Genomic DNA, 20,470 nt, shown 5'->3' with positions numbered 1-20,470 from the left:
CAGCCGCATCAACCATAGACGATGCAGCCTGAAGCGCTCGCCGATCACGCGCGATACGGGGCCAGCTCAGGGTTGAGCGGCGTGTCGGCAAACACGTTGGCGAAGTTGCACAGGGTCGCGAGGCTGACACCGAGGATCACTTCCAGCGCGTTGCCTTCGGTGTAGCCGGCGGCCTTGAACTCATTGAAGGTCTGATCACTGACCTTGCCCCGGGTGGCAATCACTTCACGGGCGAACGCGGCCAGGGTTTCCAGTTTTTCCACGGGCACGGTGGCTTTCTCACGCAGCGCACTGACCACCTCCGGCGGCAGTTTGGCCTTATTCAGCGCGACGGCGGTATGACCTGCGACACAGAAATCGCAACCATGGTTGGTCGCGGCAATCAGTTGCACCACTTCGCGCTCGGCGAGGCTGAGTTCGGCTTTGCCATTGAGCACCGATACCGTAACGTAGGTTTCCAGCGCGGCTGGGGCGTTAGCCAATACGGCCAGCAGGTTGGGGATGAACCCGGAGTTCTTCTGCGCATTTTCGAGGAACGGCCTGGCCGCTTCGGGTGCGCTTTGCACGGTGTGTAAGGTAACTCGCGACATGGTGGAGACTCCTGCTGATGAGTGTCCGGCAAGTCTGTTAGTTATAAAAATTCCGATCCATATTCTAAAGTAGCGATTACTTGCTCCTGAGTGTTTCCATTAGATGATTTCGTCCAGCCCACTGGTTGATTGGTTATTAGAAAGCCTCGAACTCGACGCCCGCCTGTTCCACGTCGGCCGCTACTGCGGTGCGTGGCACGCGAGCACTCATGGGCTGGCGCGCGCAAGTTTCCATCTGATCGTGCAGGGCCATTGCTGGCTGCACATCGAAGGTCATCCAGTGGCCCTGCGCCTGGACAGCGGCGATGCGGTATTCCTGCTGCGCGACCTCAACTACCGGCTCTCCAACGCCGAAAATCCGGCCATCGCCCACACGTTGCCGCGCGTGGCCATGACCGCGCTCGACAGTCAGGCGCAGGACGGTGTCGGGCTGGTCTGCGGCTTCTTTCACTTCAAGTCCGGGTTGTCATCGCTGATCATCGAAGGCTTGCCGGACTGGATCATCCTGCGCGCAGGCGACCCGAGCTCGAGTGCGGCGCGGGCCTTGTTCGAGTTGATCCTGCACGAGTGCGAACGCCTGCCTGCCCCCTCCTCGGCCCTGCTGGAGCGCTTGAGTCATCTGCTGTTTCTTTACGTGCTGCGTCAGCAAATGGCCGACAACCAGCGCCTCGGCGGTCTCGTGGCACTGGCACGCAATCCGCAGTTCGCGCCGCTGCTGGATCAGTTGATCGAGCAGCCGCAATTGCCGTGGTCACTGGAAAGCATGGCGGCGCGCATCGGCCTGTCGCGCTCGGCGTTCTTCAAACGCTTCAACGAACTCGCCGGGCAATCACCAGGGCAAGTGCTGCTGGCGCTGCGCATCCGCCACGCCTGCCAGTTACTGCGCGCCAACCACACGGTGGAGCATGTGTGTGCGGCGGTGGGGTATCAGTCGATTGCCGCGTTTACCCGGGCGTTCGCCAAGTCGGTGGGCGTGCAACCGGGGGCCTATCGCAAGCAGCATGAGGGGCGCTGAGCGCATGTTAATATGCCATCACTTTTTTTCTTGATGGCGTGTCCCCGCATGGATGCCTTGATTCGGCGCTTCAATTGCTTGTCGTTAGTTACTCTGGCCGTGGCGCTCGCCGCCTGCCAAAGCCCTGCGAAGAAACAGACCTCGGCCGACCTCGACGCAATGGGCCGTGAAGAACTCAGCGCAGCCCTGGCCCTTCAACCGGAATCACATTCGATCGTGCGTGAGGGAGACTACGTCACCTACGTGGTGATGGAACTCAACGGCCGCAACATCCGCCATCTTGTGCGCTTCGATGCCAACTGCCACCTGCCAGACGCGCAAATGGCTCACCTGACCACGGGTGGAATGCTGCGCTTGGCGGTCGATCGAAAAAGTGCAACGGCGGAAGGCAGACAAATGCCTGGCGCAGAGAAACAACTGTTTTTGCAGAGCGCCCAACTCAAGCAGGTGTGCGCCCAGACGCCCGTACCTCAATGGCGTGTCATTGCCGCGCCCGAACAGCAGGACTGGCAGTTGCTGGATCGCGCCAGCCTGATTCAAAAGGACGGCCAGACGTTGTTCTGGTCTGCCCGGGTTCCCGCTGCCGAGGCGTTGATGCCGTCGGATAAAGACCTGTACGCGCAAGTCCGGCAACGCTGGAGTGCCGACTGCGCTCAGCAGCGATTGACCTCGCTCAGCACGTTTTATCTGGACAGGGACAACCGCGTGATCGGCGGCGCGATGGTCCAGCAACCCGCCGTGTTGCAAAACCCGGATGCCGATGAGCGCCAGTTGCTGACGCTGGCCTGCGGTACGCAGCAGGCGCTGGATCAATACAAGCCTTTCCCGGGCCGGACGCAAACTGCCTTCGTATTGCCGGATCCGCAACTGCCAGCCTCGGTTGTGAAGTCCATCGATGCGTTGAAATTGCCGGCGCCGGAAAAAAGCATCGAGCATCTGCGCCTTTCCTATAAGAGCTTTAACGAAGCACACGAACAAAAGATCGCAGAACAACTGGATCTGTCGATCCTCAAGGACAGGCTACGCAACCCCGGGCGTGACACTCGCTATCTGCCCTACCAGCCTGGCAAGCAGTTTATGGAGCGCTACGATGGCAACACGCGCCAAGTGGTCAACGTCAGCTTTCGCGGGCTGACCGAGCTGGCCAGCATTGACTACACCAAGGACCATTACGGAGTCAGGGTCAGAAAAAACGCCATCACCGATCTCCGATTCGAAGGTGACTGGACGAACATGCCGGTCGGCAGCCACCTGGCCTATACCGTGCAACGCGCCTCCGCCCGATATCAAAAAGCGCCTGAACCGGAGGACTCCAGATTTGACTGCCAGGTGGAGTCGCACAAACCTGCCAGTGAGTTCTATCCATCGTTGAGCGGCACCGCCAAGGTCATCACCTGCGCACGCAAAGACAAGGGCCAGGACAGCGCCACCTACGCCTATCTGCAAACCTACGGGTTATTTGTCCCGGTCGATGCCGGAAGTGCATATGGCTATGGTCAGTACAAGATCGAAGCGGCGGAGTGAGGCGTCACTGCAGCGAGAAAGCTGTTGCGAAACCCGTGGAAGCCGACTTGCCCGCGAAGGCGTCGGCACATCCGGCATCGCCTTGACTGACCCGGCGCTTTCGCGAGCAGGCTCGCTCCCACAGTGTTCGTGTCGATCAGCGGATTTGGGCATGCCACAAAACCCGTGGGAGCGAGCCTGCTCGCGAAGGCGTCGGCACATCCGGCATCGTGTCGACTGACCCGGCGCTTTCGCGAGCAAGCCCGCTCCCACAGTGTTCGTGTCGATCAGCGGATTTGTGCATGCTGCGAGACCTGTGGGAGCCGGGCTTGCTCGCGAAGGCGTCGGCACATCCGGCATCGCATCGACTGACCCGGCGCTTTCGCGAGCAAGCCCGCTCCCACAGTGTTCGTGTCGATCAGCGGATTTGTGCACGCTGCGAGACCTGTGGGAGCTGGGCTTGCCCGCGAAGGCGTCGGCACATCCGGCATCGTGTTGACTGACTCTGCGCTTTCGCGAGCAGGCTCGCTCCCACAGTGTCCGTGTCGATCAGCGGATTGGGGCACGCTGCGAGACCTGTGGGAGCCGGGCTTGCTCGCGAAGGCGTCGGCACATGCGGCATCGTGTCGACTGACCCGGCGCTTTCGCGAGCAAGCCCGCTACCACAGTGTTCGTGTCGATCAGCGGATTTGGGCATGCCACAAAACCCGTGGGAGCGAGCCTGCTCGCGAAGGCGTCGGCACCTCCGGCATCGCCTTGACTGACCCGGCGCTTTCGCGAGCAGGCTCGCTCCCACAGTGTTCGTATCGGTCGCCAGACTTGTGTTCGCAGTGAATCGTTTGGAAGCCGCGATTCTGGTACAAGGTATCGTTCAAGCCCCGGACAGATGACTTTTCTTATTCCAGAAATAGAACACAGAACCATTTTTTAATCTTTTATCGCTATTAACCTCGCCTTCTATAATTGCGCGTCGGCACTCAACTCATCAAAAGGGATGTTCCATGCAAAGACGCCTGTTATTGGCTGCGCTGTTCGTCGCTGTCGCCGGGTGCGCCAGTCCTCCTGCGGTTTCCGTGCACACCAAAGACCCCGCCAGTTCGACCCTGCAAGGCGACGCCACGCGTCCGGCGCAGGCACAGTGGATTCGCACCGAGTTGTACTTCTCGGTGGGCACGGTGGATGGCAAGGAAGGTGCGGTCAGCCCCGCGCGCTGGCGCGAGTTTCTCGATAAGGAAGTCACCTCCAGATTTCCCGACGGATTCACCGTCTTCGATGCCTACGGACAGTGGCGCGATCATGGGGCAAAGGAGCCTGAGCGCCTGAGCACCAAGGTCATCGTGATTTTGCACGAGAACAATCCGCAGAATGACGGCAACATCGAGGCGATTCGGCTGGCGTACAAACGCATCACCGGAGACTTGTCGGTATTGCGCCTGTCGCAACCGGCGCACGTTTCGTTTTAATCAGCGACAGGTCCAAGAGCTTGCCGAGGCGTCGACGCCAGGCGGCTCAATCCCGCCAGCAGCAACGCGCCCACCAGCAACACGCCAATCCCCAGAAACGCGCCCCAGCCCACCACTGTCACGCTCGAATAGAGCATGTACAGGCACAGACCGAAAAACAGCAGCGGCAACAGCGGATACAACGGCACCCGAACCGGCCGCGGCACCTCGGGAAAGCGCCGCCGCAAAATGATCAAGGCCAGGCTGCTCAAGCTGAGAAACAGCCAGTACACCGGTGTCAGGTACTCGACCATGGTGTTGAAACCGCTCTGGGTGAAACTGCCGAACAGCACCAGCAACAACGCGACCGCGCCCTCCGCCAGCAAAGCCTTGCGCGGCACGCCGTCGCGTTCATTCCACTCGCCGAAGCGGCGCAATTGCGGTACATCGCGGGCGGCGGCGTAGGTGGTGCGGGCGCCGACCAGCAAGGTCGAATTGATAGTGGCGATGGCCGCGATACCGACCATCAGCAGAATCAACAGCACGCCCGGCGCACCGAACGCCCGGTTCAGCAGTTCCACCGCGGGCGCGTTGCTCGCGGCCAGTCCGGCAAAACCCAGGCCTTGGACAAACGCCCAGTTCAGCGCCAGGTAGATCGCCATCAGCACCGTCAGTGCGCCGAGCATCGCAATGAATATGCCGCGTTGACCGTCGCGCACTTCCGCCGACAACGTTGCCGCATCGCTCCAGCCGCCGAATGCGAGAAACACGAAAATCATCGCCGCCGAGAACCCGGCCATGCCAGTGTTTTCCGGCGTGACCGATACGCTCGGAGCCGCTGCTTCGTTCCCCTGCCACGCCAGCCACACACCTGCGCTGGCAATGCTCAAAAAGCCCAGGGCCAACAAGCCCACCAGCAAGGTCTGAGTGATGAACCCGATGTGTTTGCCGGTGAGATTGAGCAGCACCAGCGCCGCTATTATTCCACCGGCAAACAGTCCCGGGCCGTATCGACCGAGCGGCACCACGGCGTTGAAGTAATCGGCAAACATGAACGCCGACAAGGCAATCCACCCGGTGTGCATCACCGAAAAACGCGACCAGGCGAACAGGAGCCCCATGCGCTCGCCATAGGCGGTGCGCAGAAAGTGATAGTCGCCACCCGGATGCGGAAAGGCCGTGGCCATTTCGGCGAAGCACAAGGCTCCGGCCATCGACGCCAGACCGCCGAGGACCCAGACCCAGTAAAAACAGGAAGGCCCGACGTTCAGTGCCACGGTCGGCGCAGTCTTGAGGATGTCGGTAGTGATCACCATGCCCAGCGTGATCAGCAACGCCTGCAACACCGGCAAATGGCGCTTGGGGCCGTTCGAGTGGCTCATAAACAGTCCTGCAGAAGATCCGCCGTCCGTGGCGGTTCGGCTCAGAAGCCGTAGGTGGCGCTGGCGTAGTAATAAGCACCATTGGTGCCGATCGGCGACAGCACGTCATACGGCAGGTTGCCACCGTAGTTGATCGCCGAGCCGGAGCGTTCCGGGTAGTTGTCGGTGAGGTTGTTGCCGCCCAGCGCCACGCTGAATTTCGGGGTGAATTTGTAGGTCACCTCAGCGTCCAGTTGCCACACCGCGCCATAGGTCTGCTCCGGTTGCGAGTCACCGAAATCGAACACCCGGGTGGTCTCGCCCTGACGGGTCAGACGACCGAGCAGGCCCCAGTGTTCGCTGGCCCAGTTGGCCGTGAACACGAAACGATCCTTGGGCGCGGCGTCGGTCAGGGTGTTGGTTTCTTCGACGCCGACCAGAGCGTCGCCACCGATGCCCAACGCGCTGAGCTGCGACGGCGTGCCTTTGGTGTGGGTGACGCTGGTGTGGTTATAGGTGTATGCGGTGGTCAAGCCCAGTTGTCCGTCATACAGCGGCTGGTGGTAGTTGAGCACCAGTTCGGCGCCGTGGGTGCTGGTGTCGGCGGCGTTGGTGAAGAAATTGACGTCGTGCACCCCCGGCACGCCGAAGGTGTCGTTGATGTATTGCTCCATGGCGTCGCTGCCGATGCGCTGCGACAGGGTGATGCGGTCCTTGACGTCGATGCGGAACACGTCGAGCGAGGCGTCGAAACGTTCGTTCAACTGGAAGGTCAGGCCGAGGCTGAAGTTCTTCGAGGTTTCCGGATCGAGCTTTTGCGCCCCCAGCGCACGGGCGATCGGGTCGTTGACCGAGAGCACGCGAATGTCAGTCAGGGTGCCGCCTTCGCCGAAATTGCTGGTGGTGTTCTGGAAACCGCTCTGGGCCAGCGACGGCGCGCGGAAGTTGTTCGACACCGCGCCGCGCAACGCCCACTGTTCGGTCAGTTTGTAGCGGCCACTGAGCTTGCCGGTGAGTTTGCTGCCGGCATCGTCGTAATGTTCCCAGCGAGTTGCGGCGTCGACGAAGAAGCGGTCAGTGAGATCACCCGAGACCTCGGCGTAAGTGGCAAACACGTTGCGGTCCAGGTCCGACTCTTCGCTGGGGCGCAAGCCATTCGCACCGTCAGCGCCAGAGCCGATGTAAGAGGCTTCGTCGCCGGCGTAGGTCAGGTAGTTTTCGTAGCGGTATTCGCCGCCCAGAGCCAACACAAACGAGCGCCCGCCGAGGCGCAATTCTCGGCTGAAGTCGAGGTTGGTGGTGGTTTGGCGCAGCTCGTAATCGCCAGTGTCGAACTTCGTCGGCGAATCTTCTCCGAGGCTGACGTTGAGGGTGCGGCGGGTGGACCCGTCAAACCGGTTGCGGCCATGGGTGACGCTGCTGTCGAAATCCCAGTCTTCGCCGATCATGCCTTTGAAACCGGCCGTGGCGGAGATGTCCTTGTTGTCGCCCAGCGACTGCGGCAAATAGCCGTTGGGATAGAATTGCGGCTGCTCGTAGGGGTAGCGATAGAACTCGGCGCCGGTGGTATGGCGCTGGTTGTAGGTGCCGAAGCTATAAGCCTTGCCGCCGGCCAGCGGTACCTCGCTGTTGAACCACAGGTTGACGTCCCGCGCCAGACCGTCCCCCATCACATAGTTGCGCTGCTCGGGGCTATCGGCGAAACCGTCGAAACCGGCGCGGTTGGTCGGGTTGCGGTTTTTGTACTCGGTACCGCCGCGAATGAAACCGCCCTCTTCGCCCAGACGCGTGCCGATCTTGGCGGTGGTCACGCTGTTCTGGCCGTCGGTGGTGGTGCGGCCGATCGCATCCTGATGGGTGTGATAGGCACCGTAACTGGTGGACACTTCACCACCTTCGGGGGCGTCGTCGAGGATGATGTTGATCACCCCGGCAATCGCATCGGAGCCGTACTGCGCCCCGGCACCGTCGCGCAGTACTTCGATGCGTTTGATCGCGCTGATGGGGATTGAGTTGAAGTCCACCGGCGCCGTGCCGCGGCCGATTTTTGATGAGTCGTTGACCACCGCCGAAGTGTGGCGGCGCTTGCCATTGACCAGCACCAGCACTTGATCCGGGCTCATGCCACGCAGCTGCGCGGCGCGCACATGGTCAGCGCCACCGGAGTTGGACTGACGCGGCATGCTGAAGGACGGCAGCAACGTCTGCAGCGCCTGGCCCAGCTCACCGTCGGCAGCGCCAGTGGACTTGAGGTCGGCGGCGGTCAACACGTCCACCGGCACCGGTGAGTCCAGCACCGTGCGCGCAGTGCCACGGGTGCCGGTGACCAGCACGGTACCCAGCCGTGTGTCATCGTCAACACGCGTGGACGTGTCCTCGGCTTGCGCCGGAAGTTGCCAGATCGCACCGACAACCGCGATGGCGAGTAATGAACGGGAACGCTGATGCATGTTACGGCTCCTTTATCGCAGCTAATACCCGGCCGTTGCCGACAATAAAGAGTTCGGCAATCAATGCGCGGCAATGTCTGCTGTAGTTTTAGAAATCAGGAAGGCGGTGAAGGCTGTTCTAACGTGGTTAGTGGCTGAAGCGCAGAACCCCCAAAGTAAGTCATTCCCCCTTGAATGCTGATGCTAGACGAGCCGGTGCCGGGCGCAAAAGAACCAATAACACTTAGGTTAGATCAGCCCCGTTAGTTGTTTTAAGGGCAACACAAGTGTTGCCAGAACAACAGCAATTCAACTAACCAACAACTAACTCAAGCATAACCACCACACCTGTGGGAGCGAGCCTGCTCGCGATGGCGGTGTATCAGTCTCCGAATATGCCGACTGGACTGGCCTCTTCGCGAGCAGGCTCGCTCCCACAGTTTTTATTGGGGGGGAACACAGATTTTCCGTACGACATAGATCCAATGTGGGAGCGAGCCTGCTCGCGATGGCGGTGTATCAGTCACTGAAAATGCCGACTGGACTGGCCTCTTCGCGAACAGGCTCGCTCCTACAGTTTTTATTGAGGGGAACACAGATTATCCGTACGACATAGATCCAATGTGGGAGCGAGCCTGCTCGCGAAAGCGGTGTATCAGTCTCCGAATATGCCGCCTGGAATGGCCTCTTCGCGAGCAGGCTCGCTCCTACAGTTTTTATTGGGGGGAACACAGATTATCCGTACGACATAGATCCAATGTGGGAGCGAGCCTGCTCGCGAAAGCGGTGTATCAGTCTCCGAATATGCCGCCTGGACTGGCCTCTTCGCGAGCAGGCTCGCTCCTACAGTTTTTATTGAGGGGAACACAGATTTTCCGTACGACATAGATCCAATGTGGGAGCGAGCCTGCTCGCGAAAGCGGTGTATCAGTCTCCGAATATGCCGCCTGGACTGGCCTCTTCGCGAGCAGGCTCGCTCCCACAGTTTTTATTGGGGGGAACACAGATTATCCGTACGACATAGATCCAATGTGGGAGCGAGCCTGCTCGCGAAAGCGGTGTATCTGTCTCCGAATATGCCGACTGGACTGGCCTCTTCGCGAGCAGGATCGCTCCCACGGAATCTGTCGTTGGATGATAGTTTTCAGTTGGCCACAGGTATCCACTCGGCCCGCGCCACATTGGCGGTATCACCGAAGGCCGGGAGTTTCTGCGCCAGGTCGCGGACGTTTTTCACGTCCAGGTCCAGCAACTGCTGACGGGTGATCAAGGTCGGTGGCACCAGCACCTGATGCCCCGGATTTTCGCCGGCAATCAACATCGCCAGACTGCGCACGCTGATCGCCCCCGCCACTTGCGGATTGACCGCCGCGGTCGCCGCCCAGGCGCTGTCCGGTTCTTTCATGATCTGGATGTCGGCGGTGGAAATGTCGGCGCTGTAGATCTTCACCTTGCGCCCCAACCCGGCCTCGTCGACAGCAATCTTCGCGCCTTTGGCAAACTCGTCGAACGGCGCGAAGATCACGCTGATCCCCGGATTGGCGCGTAACACCGCGCTGGCCTGATCCGCCACCGAGTTGGCAATCGGCGGGTTGAGCGTGCCGAATCGCGCCTTTTCAATGATGCCCGGATTAGCCTTCTTCACCTGACTCCAGATCTCGTCGCGACGCTCCATCGGCGTGAAGCCACTGATGTACACGTAACCGGCGTCGAACCGTGTGCCGTTGTCCTTCACCGCCTGCTCCAGCGCCAGTCGCGCCAGCGCGTGGTGATCCTGCTCGACCTGCGTCACTTGCGGGCTGTTCAGGTCGACGTCGAACGCCACCACCTTGATGCCTTTGGCGATCGCCCGGTCAATCGGCCCCTTGAGGGTTTCCGCCAACCCCAGTTGCACAATGATCCCGTCGACCCCGAGATCGATCGCCTGATCGATCATCTCGCCCTGACTCGCCGCCTGCTGCCGCGCATCGAATACCCGCAGGTTGGCTCCCAGCGCTTCGGTCTGTTTCTCCACGCCGCGCAGATACGCCTCGGGAAAGTCCCCGGAAAACAGATAACCGACCAGAGCGATCTGCACCTGGCCCTTGTCAAACGGTGCCGGCGCACCCGGTAAGGCCTTGGCCTGAGCGCTCAAGGCCAACGCCGAGAGCATGGCGCCGGCGAGGCAATGGCGCGCGAACTGTTTGAGTGAACCATGCATACGACTTTCCTTGAACGATGTCGACTCAGCGCGCCCGATGCGCGAGGCCGAAGGTGAACATCAGGGCCAGCACCAGCACCAGTCCCTTGACGAAATCCTGCGCGTAATACGGCGCGTTGAGCATGGTCAGGCCATTGAGCAGCGAGGCCACCAGCAATGCCCCGACCAGCGTGCCGAAAGCGTTTGGCTTCTTCGCGCCAAGCACGGCAAAACCGATCAGCGCCGCACCGAGCGCGTCCAGCACCAGACCATTGCCGGAGCTGACGTCGCCCCGACCCAAGCGAGCAGCCAACAACAAACCGCCGAGCGATGCGAGCAGCGCCGACAGCACGTAAGCGAGCAACTTGAAGCGCTGCACCGGTGCCCCCGCCAGCCGCGCCGCCTGCTCGTTGCCGCCAATCGCATAAAACAAACGCCCGACGCGCGTGCGCTCGAGAAACAACCACACCGCCAGCGCCACCAGCGCAGTGATCAACACCGGCACCGGCACCACCTCCCACAGCCGTCCGCGACCCAGGGCGAGAAACGCCGCACTGAAGGCCCCTTCAGTTTCCTCGCCACTGGGCAAAGTCATGCCCACCGCAATCGAGCGCCCACCGGTGGGAATCAGTTGCACCCCGATCACCAGAAACATGCTGCCCAGCGTCGCGAGAATGTCCGGCACCCGCAGCTTGACGATCAGCCAGCCATTGAGCAGTCCGACCAATGCGCCGCCGGCCAGACTGATCAGCACCGCCGGCACCGCGCCCCAACCGAGCACCACCATGACGTAGCTGGCAATCATCAGGCTCATCGCAGCCACCGCACCGATCGACAAATCCAGCCCGCCAACGGCCATGGTCAGCGTCACACCAAGCGCCAGCAGCGCAACAATCGATACCGACTGCAAGATGCTGAACAGGTTGCCAACGCGTAAAAACGCTGGCTCCGCGACGCTGAAAAACACCACGATCAGCGCCAGCAGCCACAACAGGCCATAGCGGATCAACGCTTGTAGCAAGCGCTCGGCGGGTGCCGCTGCGCTCGATAACAGTGAACTCGAATCAGGCACTCGCTCTGCTCCTTGGCGTGGCATGAAAGGGATGTTCGATCACCTCGGTGCCGGCCAGCGCGGCGACCAGCGTGGCGCGTTGCAGACCGGCGCGCGGGAAGTCGGCGACCACCGCGTGATCACGCAACAACAGAATTCGATCAGCGATTTCCAGGGCTTCGTCGACATCCGCGCAAATCACCAGCGTCGCCCGGCCGACGGCACTGTCGCGCAGCAGTTGACCGATCTCACGGCGGGCCCGGACATCAACGCCCTGAAACGGCTCGTCGAGAATCAACACCCGCCCTGCCCCAAGCAACCAGCGACCCAGCACGACCTTCTGTTGATTGCCGCCGGACAGCGCGCTCATCGGCACTTCAATTCCAGCGGTCTTGATCCCCAGCGCCGCAACTTGCGCCTCGACCGCCGCTGCTTCAGCGCGGTTGCGAATGAAACCGGCGCGGGTAAAGCGCTGCAGAAACGGCAGCGTCAGTGTGCGGCGCAAAGAAAAATCAGGCACCAGCGACTGGCTGGCCCGGTCCTGCGCCGCGAGAAACACGCCGCGATGAATGGCTTCCCTTGGCGAGTTCGGCTGCCAGTCCACGCCATCCAGTTGCAGGCTGCCAGCCACAGCTTGACGCAGGCCGAACAACACTTCGGCAATCTCGCTTTTGCCGGCGCCGAGCAACCCGGTCAGCACCACCACCTCACCTTCGTGCAGGTCGAAATCGAACCGTTGCGAGCGTGGCAAAATCTGCAGGCCGCGCACACCCAGGACTTTTCGCCCCACAGTCCCTGGCCTGTAGACATGCCCGTCAAGCGCCTGCCCGAGCATCGCGTGAACCGCTTCGGGCAACTGCCGCGCGCTGAACTCCCCGGCCAGGCGCCCGTCACGCAAGACAATGGCGCGATCCGCCACTCGTTGCAGATCGGACAGGCGATGAGAGATGTAGATGATCGCCACTCCACGGCTGCGCAAGGTGTCGATCAGACCGAACAGGCGCTGCGCCTCGGCGTCGGACAACGCCGCCGTCGGCTCATCCAGAATCAGCAGGCGCGGCTGCAAGGCAAAGGCCCGAGCCAGCACCACCAACTGCCGTTCGGCCTGGCCCAGATGATCAATGGTTTGCTCCAGCGGCAACACCAGCCCCAGCCCGGCGGCGATGCTCGCAGCGCGTTCCAGCAGGCGCTTGCGATTGAGCCAGAAGTCGGCGTCGGGTTTGCACAACTCATCGAGCAGCAGGTTTTCCGCCACACTCAAACCGGGGGCAATGCCCTCGTTGATCTGTTGATGCACCGCGACAATTCCCACCCGCCGCGCCGACAGCGGCGAGCTGAACTGCCGGAGCTGCCCATCAACATGAATCGCGCCAGCATCGGCACGTTGGCTGCCGGCCAGAATCTTCACCAGCGTCGATTTGCCCGCACCGTTGGCACCGAGCAACGCCACCACTTCGGCAGGATGAATCTGCAGGCTGACGCTATCCAGCGCGCGGTTCGAACCGAAGGTCTTGCTCAGTTCGCGCACTTGAATCAGCGGCTTTTGAGCCACGACGACACTCATACAATTCCTTAACGTCGATGGGCCAGCGACCGCACCAGCCGGTCTCCGAGGCTTTGCACGCCCTGAACCAGAATGACCAGCACCACCACGGTGGCGACCATCACTTCATTGTTGAAACGCTGGTAGCCATAACGGATCGCCAGATCGCCCAGACCACCACCGCCAATCACCCCGGCCATGGAAGAAAAACCGATCAGCATCACCAGCGTCAGGGTGATCCCCGCCAGCAACGCCGGCAGCGCTTCGGGCAGCAACACTTTGCAAATCACGTGGCGGATGTCGCCGCCCATGGCGAGGATCGCTTCGATCCGGCCCTTGTCGACTTCATCCAGCGCGTTCTCGACGATCCGCGCAAAAAACGGAAACGCGCCAATGGTGATCGGCACCACCGCCGCCGTGCTGCCCAGTGTCGTACCGACCACCAGCCGGGTCAGCGGAATCAGCGCGATCAGCATCACCACGAACGGCAGCGAGCGCCCCAGGTTGACCAGCGAACCCAGTGCCGCATTCAGCCGTGGCAGCGGCCACAGTCCGTCGCGCCGGCTGACAAACAGCAACACCCCCAGCGGCAGACCGATCAGCAGCGTGAACAGCCCGGCGAGCAGCACCATGTACAGGGTTTCGCCGGTGGCGTTGAACACCAGTTGCAGGATTTCATCCCAATTGATTGTGCGGTTCATGACTGGGCCGCCCGTACGCCGTATTGCTTGAGGAAGCTCAGCCCCGGCGCGGCATGCCCCAACGGCAGACCACAGGTCGGACGCAGCGAGGCGCCCAGCAGCGACTGCGGATCCGCCAGCAGTCGCGGCACCGGCCCGGCCTCGACCAGTCGCCCGCCAGCCATGGAGGCGGCGTGATCACAGATCGATTTGACCACGTCCAGCTCATGGGTGATCAGCACGATGGTCAAGCCCAGTTGCCGATTGATGTCGCGCAACAGGTCGAGAATCGATGCGGTGGTGTCCGGGTCCAGCGCGCTGGTGGCTTCGTCCGACAGCAGATACGCCGGCTCTGCTGCCAGCGCGCGGGCAATCCCCACGCGTTGCTTCTGGCCACCGGACAACTGCGAGGGAAAGGCTTGCGCCTTGTCACTCAAGCCGACCAGTTCCAGCAGTTCGCGCACCCGTACATGGCGCCACGGTTTGCCGACGTTGGCGATCTCCAGCGGCACCGCAATGTTGTCGAACACGGTGCGCGAGTGCAGCAGGTTGAAGCCCTGGAATATCATCCCGATGCGCTGACGCTGGCGGCGCAGGTCGCTGGCGGACAGCGTCAGCAAGTCCACGCCGTCGATCAGGATGCGTCCGCTGTCCGGGCGTTCGAGCAGATTAAGGCAACGCAGCAGGGTCGATTTGCCCGCACCGCTACGCCCGAGAATGCCGTAGATCGCGCCGTCGGGAATGCTCAGCGACACCTGATCGAGTGCCGGCGCGGTGGATGCCGGATACGTTTTGCTGACCTGCTCGACGACGATCATGGCGTGGCATCCACCACTGGGATCACCGAGCCATTGAAGGTGTCGGTGATGTATTTCGCCACTTGCGGCGAAGTCAGGTCCCTGGCCAGTTGCGCGATCCGTGGATCGTTCTGCAATTTCGGCGTGGTCACCAGAATGTTGGCGTACGGATTGTGCTCAGCCTTCTCCAGCCCCAGCGCATCCCTGGCCGGCACCAGCCCGGCTTCCAGCGCGTAGTTGCCGTTGATCACGGCGAGGTTGACATCGTCCAGCGCCCGGGGAATCTGCGGCGATTCGATTTCTAGGATCTTCAGCTGTTTGGGGTTCTCGGCGATGTCCTTGGGCGTCGCCTGATCGGCCGCCGGGTCCTTGAAACCGGGCTTGAGTTTGATCAGGCCGTTGTCCTGCAAAAGGTACAGCGCACGGCTCAGGTTGGTGACGTTGTTGGGGACGGCCACGGTGCCTTTTTCCGGCACTTGGGCGAAGTTTTTGTGCCGGCGTGAATAAATCCCCAACGGCTCGATATGCACCGTGGCCGCCACCGCCAGTTGCTGCCCCAGCGCCTGCTCCTGGGATTTGAGGTACGGCAGATGCTGGAAGTAATTGGCATCGACATCGCCGTGCACCAGCAGCTCGTTGGAGTTCACACCGTTGGGGATCTCGATGACCTTGAGGTTGAGTTGCGGATCGATCTTCTGGATGTAGGCGAGGATCTGCGCGTGCGGCACCGGGTCCGCCGCCACCCGCAATGGCTCCAGCGCCTGAGCGCCAAACGAAGTCACCAGCGCGCCGAGCACGGCCAGGGTCAAACCTGCTTTTTTCAACATGGGCGTAATCCTTGTGCGAGTGATGAATCAGGCGTTGGCGGTCTTGCGAACCGGTGCAACGGGCATCAGTGCGTCGGCATAAAAGCGTCGGGCGACGTCGGGGTGCGAGCGCAACCGGCCCTTGAGGTAGTTCCAGCCGACATCGCGAAACAACGGATTGAGCGGATCACTCGCCGGGCCGCGTGCTTCACGCAGCAGCACGGTGGGCAAGGGATACAGCGGCACCACGGCGTCGAGTTGCGCGCCGAGGAAAAACGCGATGGACAGACGTTCGCTGCCTTCAGGTGGCGACACCACCCGATGCACGGTGGCGCGCAGATAACCGTTGGTGGCCAGCTCCAGCAGTTCGCCGATGTTCACCACCAGCGTGTTGTCGCGGGGCAGCGCATCGATCCAGCGCCCCTCCTCGACTTCCACTTGCAGCCCCGCCTGCTGGTCTTGCAGCAAAAAGCTCAGGAACCCCGAATCCTTATGCGCGCCAACCCCCTGATGACTGGCCTCACGTGCCTGCCCCGGATAGCGCATCAGCTTGATGTGTTCGTTGGGCTTGTCGCCGTACAAGCGGTCGAAGGCATCGGCCGGCAGCGACAGCGCCTCGGCAAACGCCCGCAACAGACGCAGCGACATACGCGTCATCGCCTGCTGCCAGTCGAGCAGCAACGGCTTGAGTTGCGGCAGGGCCTGCGGCCATTGGTTGGGCCCCTGCAACCGCGTCCAGAAAGGGCTGTCCGGCGACCACGGCAACGCTTCGCGCTCGGCACCAAGATCGAACTGCTCGCGCAGGTCAGGTTGCCCGCGAGTGATTTCGGAAGCGGCACGGTTGTAACCACGAAAGTGCGGCGAATTGATCATGCCGACAGCGGCTTTATCGCTTTGCGGCAAGGCAAAGAACTGCCGTGCCTGATCCTGGACCTGTCTGAGCAGGGAACCGTCGATGCCATGCCCGGCCAGGTAAAAGAACCCGACGTCACGGGCGGCATGGCGCAGGTCTTCGAGAAATTGCCGGCGCTGCTGCGCCGAGCCGTCGAGCAGCGAAAGATCAAGAATAGGCAGCGTGTTGATGACTGATGCGTGCGGCATGATTCACTCCCGTGTGAATCAAACCTGAAGAGCCTGTGATCGATTCAGCGTGTGCCGTCATGGCAATCGGGAGGTCTATCGGTTTGATGCTTTGGTTCGTCTGTGAGCCAAAACTAAACGATATTAAAAACACCGAACAAATATCTTTTTTGCATTAGCTTAGCGCTGGGGATGATCAGCGCTGCGGGTGTCGAAAAAACAAAAGCCTGCTCTCCAAAGCAGGCTTTCAGTCTGGCACCAACGCTTACTTCTGCGCTGCGGTAATCGCCGAGTAACTGTTCATCAGGTTGCGATAGTTCGGGATCCGCTGCGACAGCAGATTGCCCAGCCCTTCGATGTCGTTGCGCCAGTCGCGGTGCAGTTCGCAGGCGACCGAGAACCAGTTCATCATTTGTGCGCCGGCCTGGGTCATGCGGCTCCAGGCGGCTTGCTGGACGGTGGTGTTGAAGGTGCCGGAGGCGTCGGTGACAACGAATACGTCGAAGCCTTCCGCCAGTGCCGACAGGGTCGGGAACGCTACGCAGACGTCGGTCACGACGCCGGCGATGATGATCTGTTTGCGGCCGGTGGCCTTGATCGCCTTGACGAAGTCTTCGTTGTCCCAGGCGTTGATCTGGCCTGGGCGGGCGATGTACGGTGCGTCGGGGAACATTTCCTTGAGTTCCGGAACCAGCGGGCCGTTGGGGCCTTGTTCGAAACTGGTGGTGAGGATGGTCGGCAGGTTGAAGAATTTTGCCAGGTCGGCCAAGGCCAGGACGTTGTTCTTGAACTCGTTCGGCGAGAAGTCCTGAACCAGAGAAATCAGGCCAGTCTGGTGGTCGACCAACAGGACTACGGCGTCGTCTTTGTTCAGGCGGTTGTAGGTTGCAGTGCTCATGGTTGAATCCCTTTTCTTGGTTGTGATGGTTGGGGTTGCGTTGAACATGGGCACAGATTACGGACACGACCTGATCGGATAAATCCGTTGAAACGCGTTTTACTGTCAACTTAAAAGGGACAATCGATCAAGAGCTGCAGGCGCTGCCTACAGAAATCCCGAGGGTCGGCAGTTATGAGCTAATAACACCTTCATTAAACCGTCTTCCAAACGTTGTACTAGGATAGGATCCAATTCCTGAAGTTTGCCTCGGCCAAGGAATACGGTCGACGCAGGCCAGGAATGGATTGTTTCACCTGTAATCATGGATGACGCTTATGAACTCACACCTGTTCCCCCACATCGGTAAAGTCATCGCCAGCACCGGCAGCCGGCACTTTCCGCGGATGCTGCATGACCTGATCCAGACCCAACTGGCGGTGGACGCCACGCATATTCGCCAGGTGCGCGTTGAGCCGGTGGGCCGTACCGCCAGTCACAATCAGCCGGACATCGGCAAAGACCCGGCCCTGCTGGCCGAGACAGTGTTCTCCGAACACAGTGCCGCACGCTCCGCTGAGCCGGCCGCCGCATTACCGGCGGCCAGTACCGACGCCTCGCAACTGCACCTCACCCGGCGCAAGGACGGCTACCGCTATGTGATCTCGGTGTATCGCAACGATCAGTCGCAGCGCTTCTCCGCCCAGGAGCGAAGTTTGTTGCAGGATATTTCCCCAGTGCTGTTACCGATGGTGGAAAAACACATCCATGCGCTGCAACCGGTACGGCCCGGCGCAGACGATCAATTGATCCACGCCGACGGCACGCAACCGGGTCTGGAAAACCTGCGCCAACGCTTTGCCGAGCGCCTCGATCAACTGGGTCTGAGCCTGTCCAATCGCGAAACCGAGGTGTGCATCGGTCTGCTTGCCGGGCGCACCGCACCGGAGCTGGCCGGGCAGTTGCAGTTGAAGGTCAATACGGTGGAAAGCTATCTCAAGCGCGCCGCGATCAAATTGGGCATCAGCGGCCGGCATTCGTTGATGCGCTGGATGTATTCACCCGAGGACACCAGCCACGCCACCACGGCGGCCTGAGCCCGCGACCGAACGCAAAAAACCGCCGCCCTCCCCGGGCAGCGGTTTTTTTTGGCGTCGTTCAGTCCCGGGCCAGCGCCTCGATCGGATCAAGACGCGAGGCGTTGCGCGCCGGTACGAAGCCGAAAACGATGCCGATCAAGGTCGAGCAGATCACCGCCGTGATCACCGAGGCCAGCGAGAAGACCATTTCCCATTCCTTGATGAACACCGAAAACAGGTGCCCGATGGCGTACGACAGGGAAATGCCGATCGCCCCACCCAGCAGGCAGACCATCACCGCCTCCACCAGAAACTGCTGGCGAATATCCGACTGACGCGCACCGACCGCCATGCGAATGCCGATCTCCCGCGTGCGCTCGGTGACCGACACCAGCATGATGTTCATCACCCCGATGCCACCGACCACCAGCGAAATCACCGCGATCAGCGACAGCAGCAACGCCAGCGAGCGGCTGGTTTTCTGCACGGTCTGCATCACGCTGTCGAGGTTGTTGGTGTAGAAGTCCTTGATACCGTGGCGTTGCAGCATGAGTCGGTTGACGTGCTCTTCCACCACTTTGCTCGACTGACCGTCCTTCATCCGCACGCTGATGCTGTCGAGAAACCGCTGGCCCAACAGGCGGCCGGCGGCGGTTTCGTAAGGCACCCAGACGTTCAGGGTCTTGCCCGAGGCAAACAGGTTTTTATTCTCCGCCGCGACCCCGATCACCGTGCACGGCAGGTTGCCGATCAGGATCACCTGGCCCAGCGGATCGACGCCCTCGGCAAACAACCGATGCCGGGTGTTGTAATCGATCACCACCACCTGCGCCTGACGTCGGGCATCGTTTTCACTGAAGGTGATGCCCGCCTCCAACTTGATCCCGCGTACCTGGAAATACTGGTCGCTGACACCGTTGATCTGTGCGTCGAGGTCGATGTTGCGATAACGCAGGAGCATGCTGCGGCCGACCACCGGGGTGGCGCTGTCGACGTAATACAGCTGATTCAGCGCGGTAACGTCGGCCGGCACCAGCGTCTCGATCGAGGCCGCGCGCTTGTCGCCGAAACTGGTGCCGGAATAGATATCGATGGTATTGCTGCCGATCGCCGAAATGTCCTTGAGCACGTAGCGTTTGGCGCCCTCGCCGATGGCCGAAATCGACACCACCGAAGTGATGCCGATGACAATCCCGAGCATGGTCAGCAAGGTGCGCATGCGGTGCGACACCAGCGCCACCCAAGCCATGTTGAACGCCTCCTTGAACAGGCCCAGGCTGGCCACCAGCCGGCGGGTCGCCGCTGGTTTCGGCGCGACGTCCTCTTCGCTCGGCAGTTGCCCGCTGTCGCGCACGTTGAGGCGGTCACTGAGGATTTCGCCGTCGCTGACCTCGATGATGCGTTCGGCGTTGGCCGCGACTTTCGGGTCGTGGGTCACCAGAATCACCGTGTGCCCCGCCGCGTGCAGCTCCAGCAGGATGCGCATCACTTCCTTGCCGCTGGCCGTGTCGAGGGCGCCGGTGGGTTCGTCGGCGAGGATCACTTCACCGCCGTTCATCAAGGCCCGGGCGATACTCACCCGTTGCTGTTGGCCCCCGGAGAGCTGACTTGGACGGTGCGTCAGGTGCCCCTCCAGCCCCAGCCGCGCCAGCAACTCGCGAGCGCGGGCGTGACGCTGCGGTGCAGGCGTGCCGGCGTAGATTGCCGGCATCTCGACGTTGTGCATCGCGCTCAGGTGCGGCAGCAAGTGATAACGCTGGAAGATGAAGCCGAAGTAATCGCGGCGCAGTTCGGCCAGCGCCTGATCGTCGAGGTCGCGGGTCTCCTGACCGTTGATCTTGTAGCTGCCGGCGGTGGCGTAATCGAGGCAACCAAGGATGTTCATCAAGGTCGATTTGCCGGAACCGGAAGCACCGATAATCGCCACCATTTCTCCGGCTTCGATCGTCAGATTGATGTTTTTCAGCGCCAGGAACTCGCGATCGCCAGCGGTGAAACTGCGGGTGATGCCGGTCAGTTGCAGCAGCGGTTGCGTCAT

The 20,470-nt window shown here is 61.3% G+C and carries 16 protein-coding genes; 4 read left to right on the top strand and 12 right to left on the bottom strand.

The genetic code is table 11. The annotated features are described in order from the left end of the window. Positions 1 to 44: 44 nt before the first annotated feature. Positions 45 to 590 carry a carboxymuconolactone decarboxylase family protein gene (locus tag AC0J41_RS09660; RefSeq protein ID WP_473015330.1) on the bottom strand — a complete coding sequence of 182 codons (546 nt, stop codon included), beginning with the start codon at positions 588 to 590 and terminating at the stop codon, positions 45 to 47. Between the two features lie 103 nt (positions 591 to 693). On the opposite strand from AC0J41_RS09660, the gene AC0J41_RS09655 reads away from it, so the two are divergent. From AC0J41_RS09655 to AC0J41_RS09645, 3 genes are all read left to right on the top strand, one after another. Then, a complete protein-coding gene (locus AC0J41_RS09655; protein WP_473015329.1) occupies positions 694 to 1,605 on the top strand; it encodes a cupin domain-containing protein in 912 nt (303 codons plus the stop codon). Positions 1,606 to 1,653: 48 nt separating this feature from the next. Beyond that, entirely contained in the window at positions 1,654 to 3,129 is a 1,476-nt protein-coding gene (locus AC0J41_RS09650) for a hypothetical protein (RefSeq protein WP_473015328.1), read from the top strand. Positions 3,130 to 4,109: 980 nt separating this feature from the next. Next, positions 4,110 to 4,571, top strand: coding sequence for a DUF3574 domain-containing protein (locus AC0J41_RS09645; protein ID WP_473015327.1), 462 nt, complete (start codon positions 4,110 to 4,112; stop codon positions 4,569 to 4,571). Here AC0J41_RS09645 and AC0J41_RS09640 read toward each other — a convergent pair. The 10 genes from AC0J41_RS09640 to ycaC all read right to left on the bottom strand — a co-directional run bounded on the left by AC0J41_RS09640 (position 4,568) and on the right by ycaC (position 17,374). Then, the gene (locus tag AC0J41_RS09640; protein ID WP_473015326.1) at positions 4,568 to 5,932 is read right to left on the bottom strand and encodes an APC family permease; all 1,365 of its coding nucleotides are present in this window, start codon (positions 5,930 to 5,932) and stop codon (positions 4,568 to 4,570) included. The two genes, AC0J41_RS09645 and AC0J41_RS09640, sit on opposite strands and share 4 nt — an antisense overlap. Positions 5,933 to 5,973: 41 nt before the next feature. Then, positions 5,974 to 8,361 (bottom strand): TonB-dependent receptor plug domain-containing protein, encoded by a 2,388-nt coding sequence (locus AC0J41_RS09635; RefSeq protein ID WP_473015325.1) that lies wholly within the window; start codon positions 8,359 to 8,361, stop codon positions 5,974 to 5,976. Between the two features lie 1,123 nt (positions 8,362 to 9,484). Further along, positions 9,485 to 10,540: a substrate-binding domain-containing protein gene (locus AC0J41_RS09630; protein ID WP_025109125.1), complete on the bottom strand. Its 1,056-nt coding sequence runs from the start codon at positions 10,538 to 10,540 to the stop codon at positions 9,485 to 9,487. Between the two features lie 25 nt (positions 10,541 to 10,565). Next, positions 10,566 to 11,591 (bottom strand): ABC transporter permease, encoded by a 1,026-nt coding sequence (locus AC0J41_RS09625; RefSeq protein WP_025109124.1) that lies wholly within the window; start codon positions 11,589 to 11,591, stop codon positions 10,566 to 10,568. After that, on the bottom strand, positions 11,584 to 13,134 hold the full coding sequence (locus tag AC0J41_RS09620; RefSeq protein ID WP_473015324.1) for a sugar ABC transporter ATP-binding protein: 1,551 nt from the start codon (positions 13,132 to 13,134) through the stop codon (positions 11,584 to 11,586). Before AC0J41_RS09620 ends, AC0J41_RS09625 begins: the two co-directional genes overlap by 8 nt. Positions 13,135 to 13,142: 8 nt before the next feature. Continuing rightward, on the bottom strand, positions 13,143 to 13,814 hold the full coding sequence (locus AC0J41_RS09615; RefSeq protein ID WP_025109129.1) for a methionine ABC transporter permease: 672 nt from the start codon (positions 13,812 to 13,814) through the stop codon (positions 13,143 to 13,145). Beyond that, a complete protein-coding gene (locus tag AC0J41_RS09610; RefSeq protein ID WP_473015323.1) occupies positions 13,811 to 14,611 on the bottom strand; it encodes a methionine ABC transporter ATP-binding protein in 801 nt (266 codons plus the stop codon). The genes AC0J41_RS09615 and AC0J41_RS09610 overlap by 4 nt, the downstream gene beginning before the upstream one ends. Then, positions 14,608 to 15,417 (bottom strand): MetQ/NlpA family ABC transporter substrate-binding protein, encoded by an 810-nt coding sequence (locus AC0J41_RS09605; protein WP_473015322.1) that lies wholly within the window; start codon positions 15,415 to 15,417, stop codon positions 14,608 to 14,610. Before AC0J41_RS09605 ends, AC0J41_RS09610 begins: the two co-directional genes overlap by 4 nt. Positions 15,418 to 15,444: 27 nt before the next feature. After that, a complete protein-coding gene (locus AC0J41_RS09600) occupies positions 15,445 to 16,497 on the bottom strand; it encodes an isopenicillin N synthase family dioxygenase (protein ID WP_473015321.1) in 1,053 nt (350 codons plus the stop codon). Positions 16,498 to 16,741: 244 nt separating this feature from the next. Beyond that, complete coding sequence (ycaC, locus tag AC0J41_RS09595) at positions 16,742 to 17,374, bottom strand: isochorismate family cysteine hydrolase YcaC (protein ID WP_102359026.1); 633 nt, start codon at positions 17,372 to 17,374, stop codon at positions 16,742 to 16,744. 317 nt (positions 17,375 to 17,691) lie between these two features. Here ycaC and AC0J41_RS09590 point away from each other — a divergent pair, with 317 nt between their 5' ends. Beyond that, complete coding sequence (locus AC0J41_RS09590; RefSeq protein ID WP_473015320.1) at positions 17,692 to 18,450, top strand: helix-turn-helix transcriptional regulator; 759 nt, start codon at positions 17,692 to 17,694, stop codon at positions 18,448 to 18,450. A 61-nt stretch (positions 18,451 to 18,511) separates the two neighbouring features. Here the strand turns inward: AC0J41_RS09590 and AC0J41_RS09585 are convergent, their stop codons facing one another. Next, positions 18,512 to 20,470 (bottom strand): MacB family efflux pump subunit, encoded by a 1,959-nt coding sequence (locus tag AC0J41_RS09585; RefSeq protein WP_473015319.1) that lies wholly within the window; start codon positions 20,468 to 20,470, stop codon positions 18,512 to 18,514.

Source organism: Pseudomonas sp. Arb-4-2C, from assembly GCF_055755015.1.
This window is presented reverse-complemented; position numbering and strand designations above follow the sequence as displayed.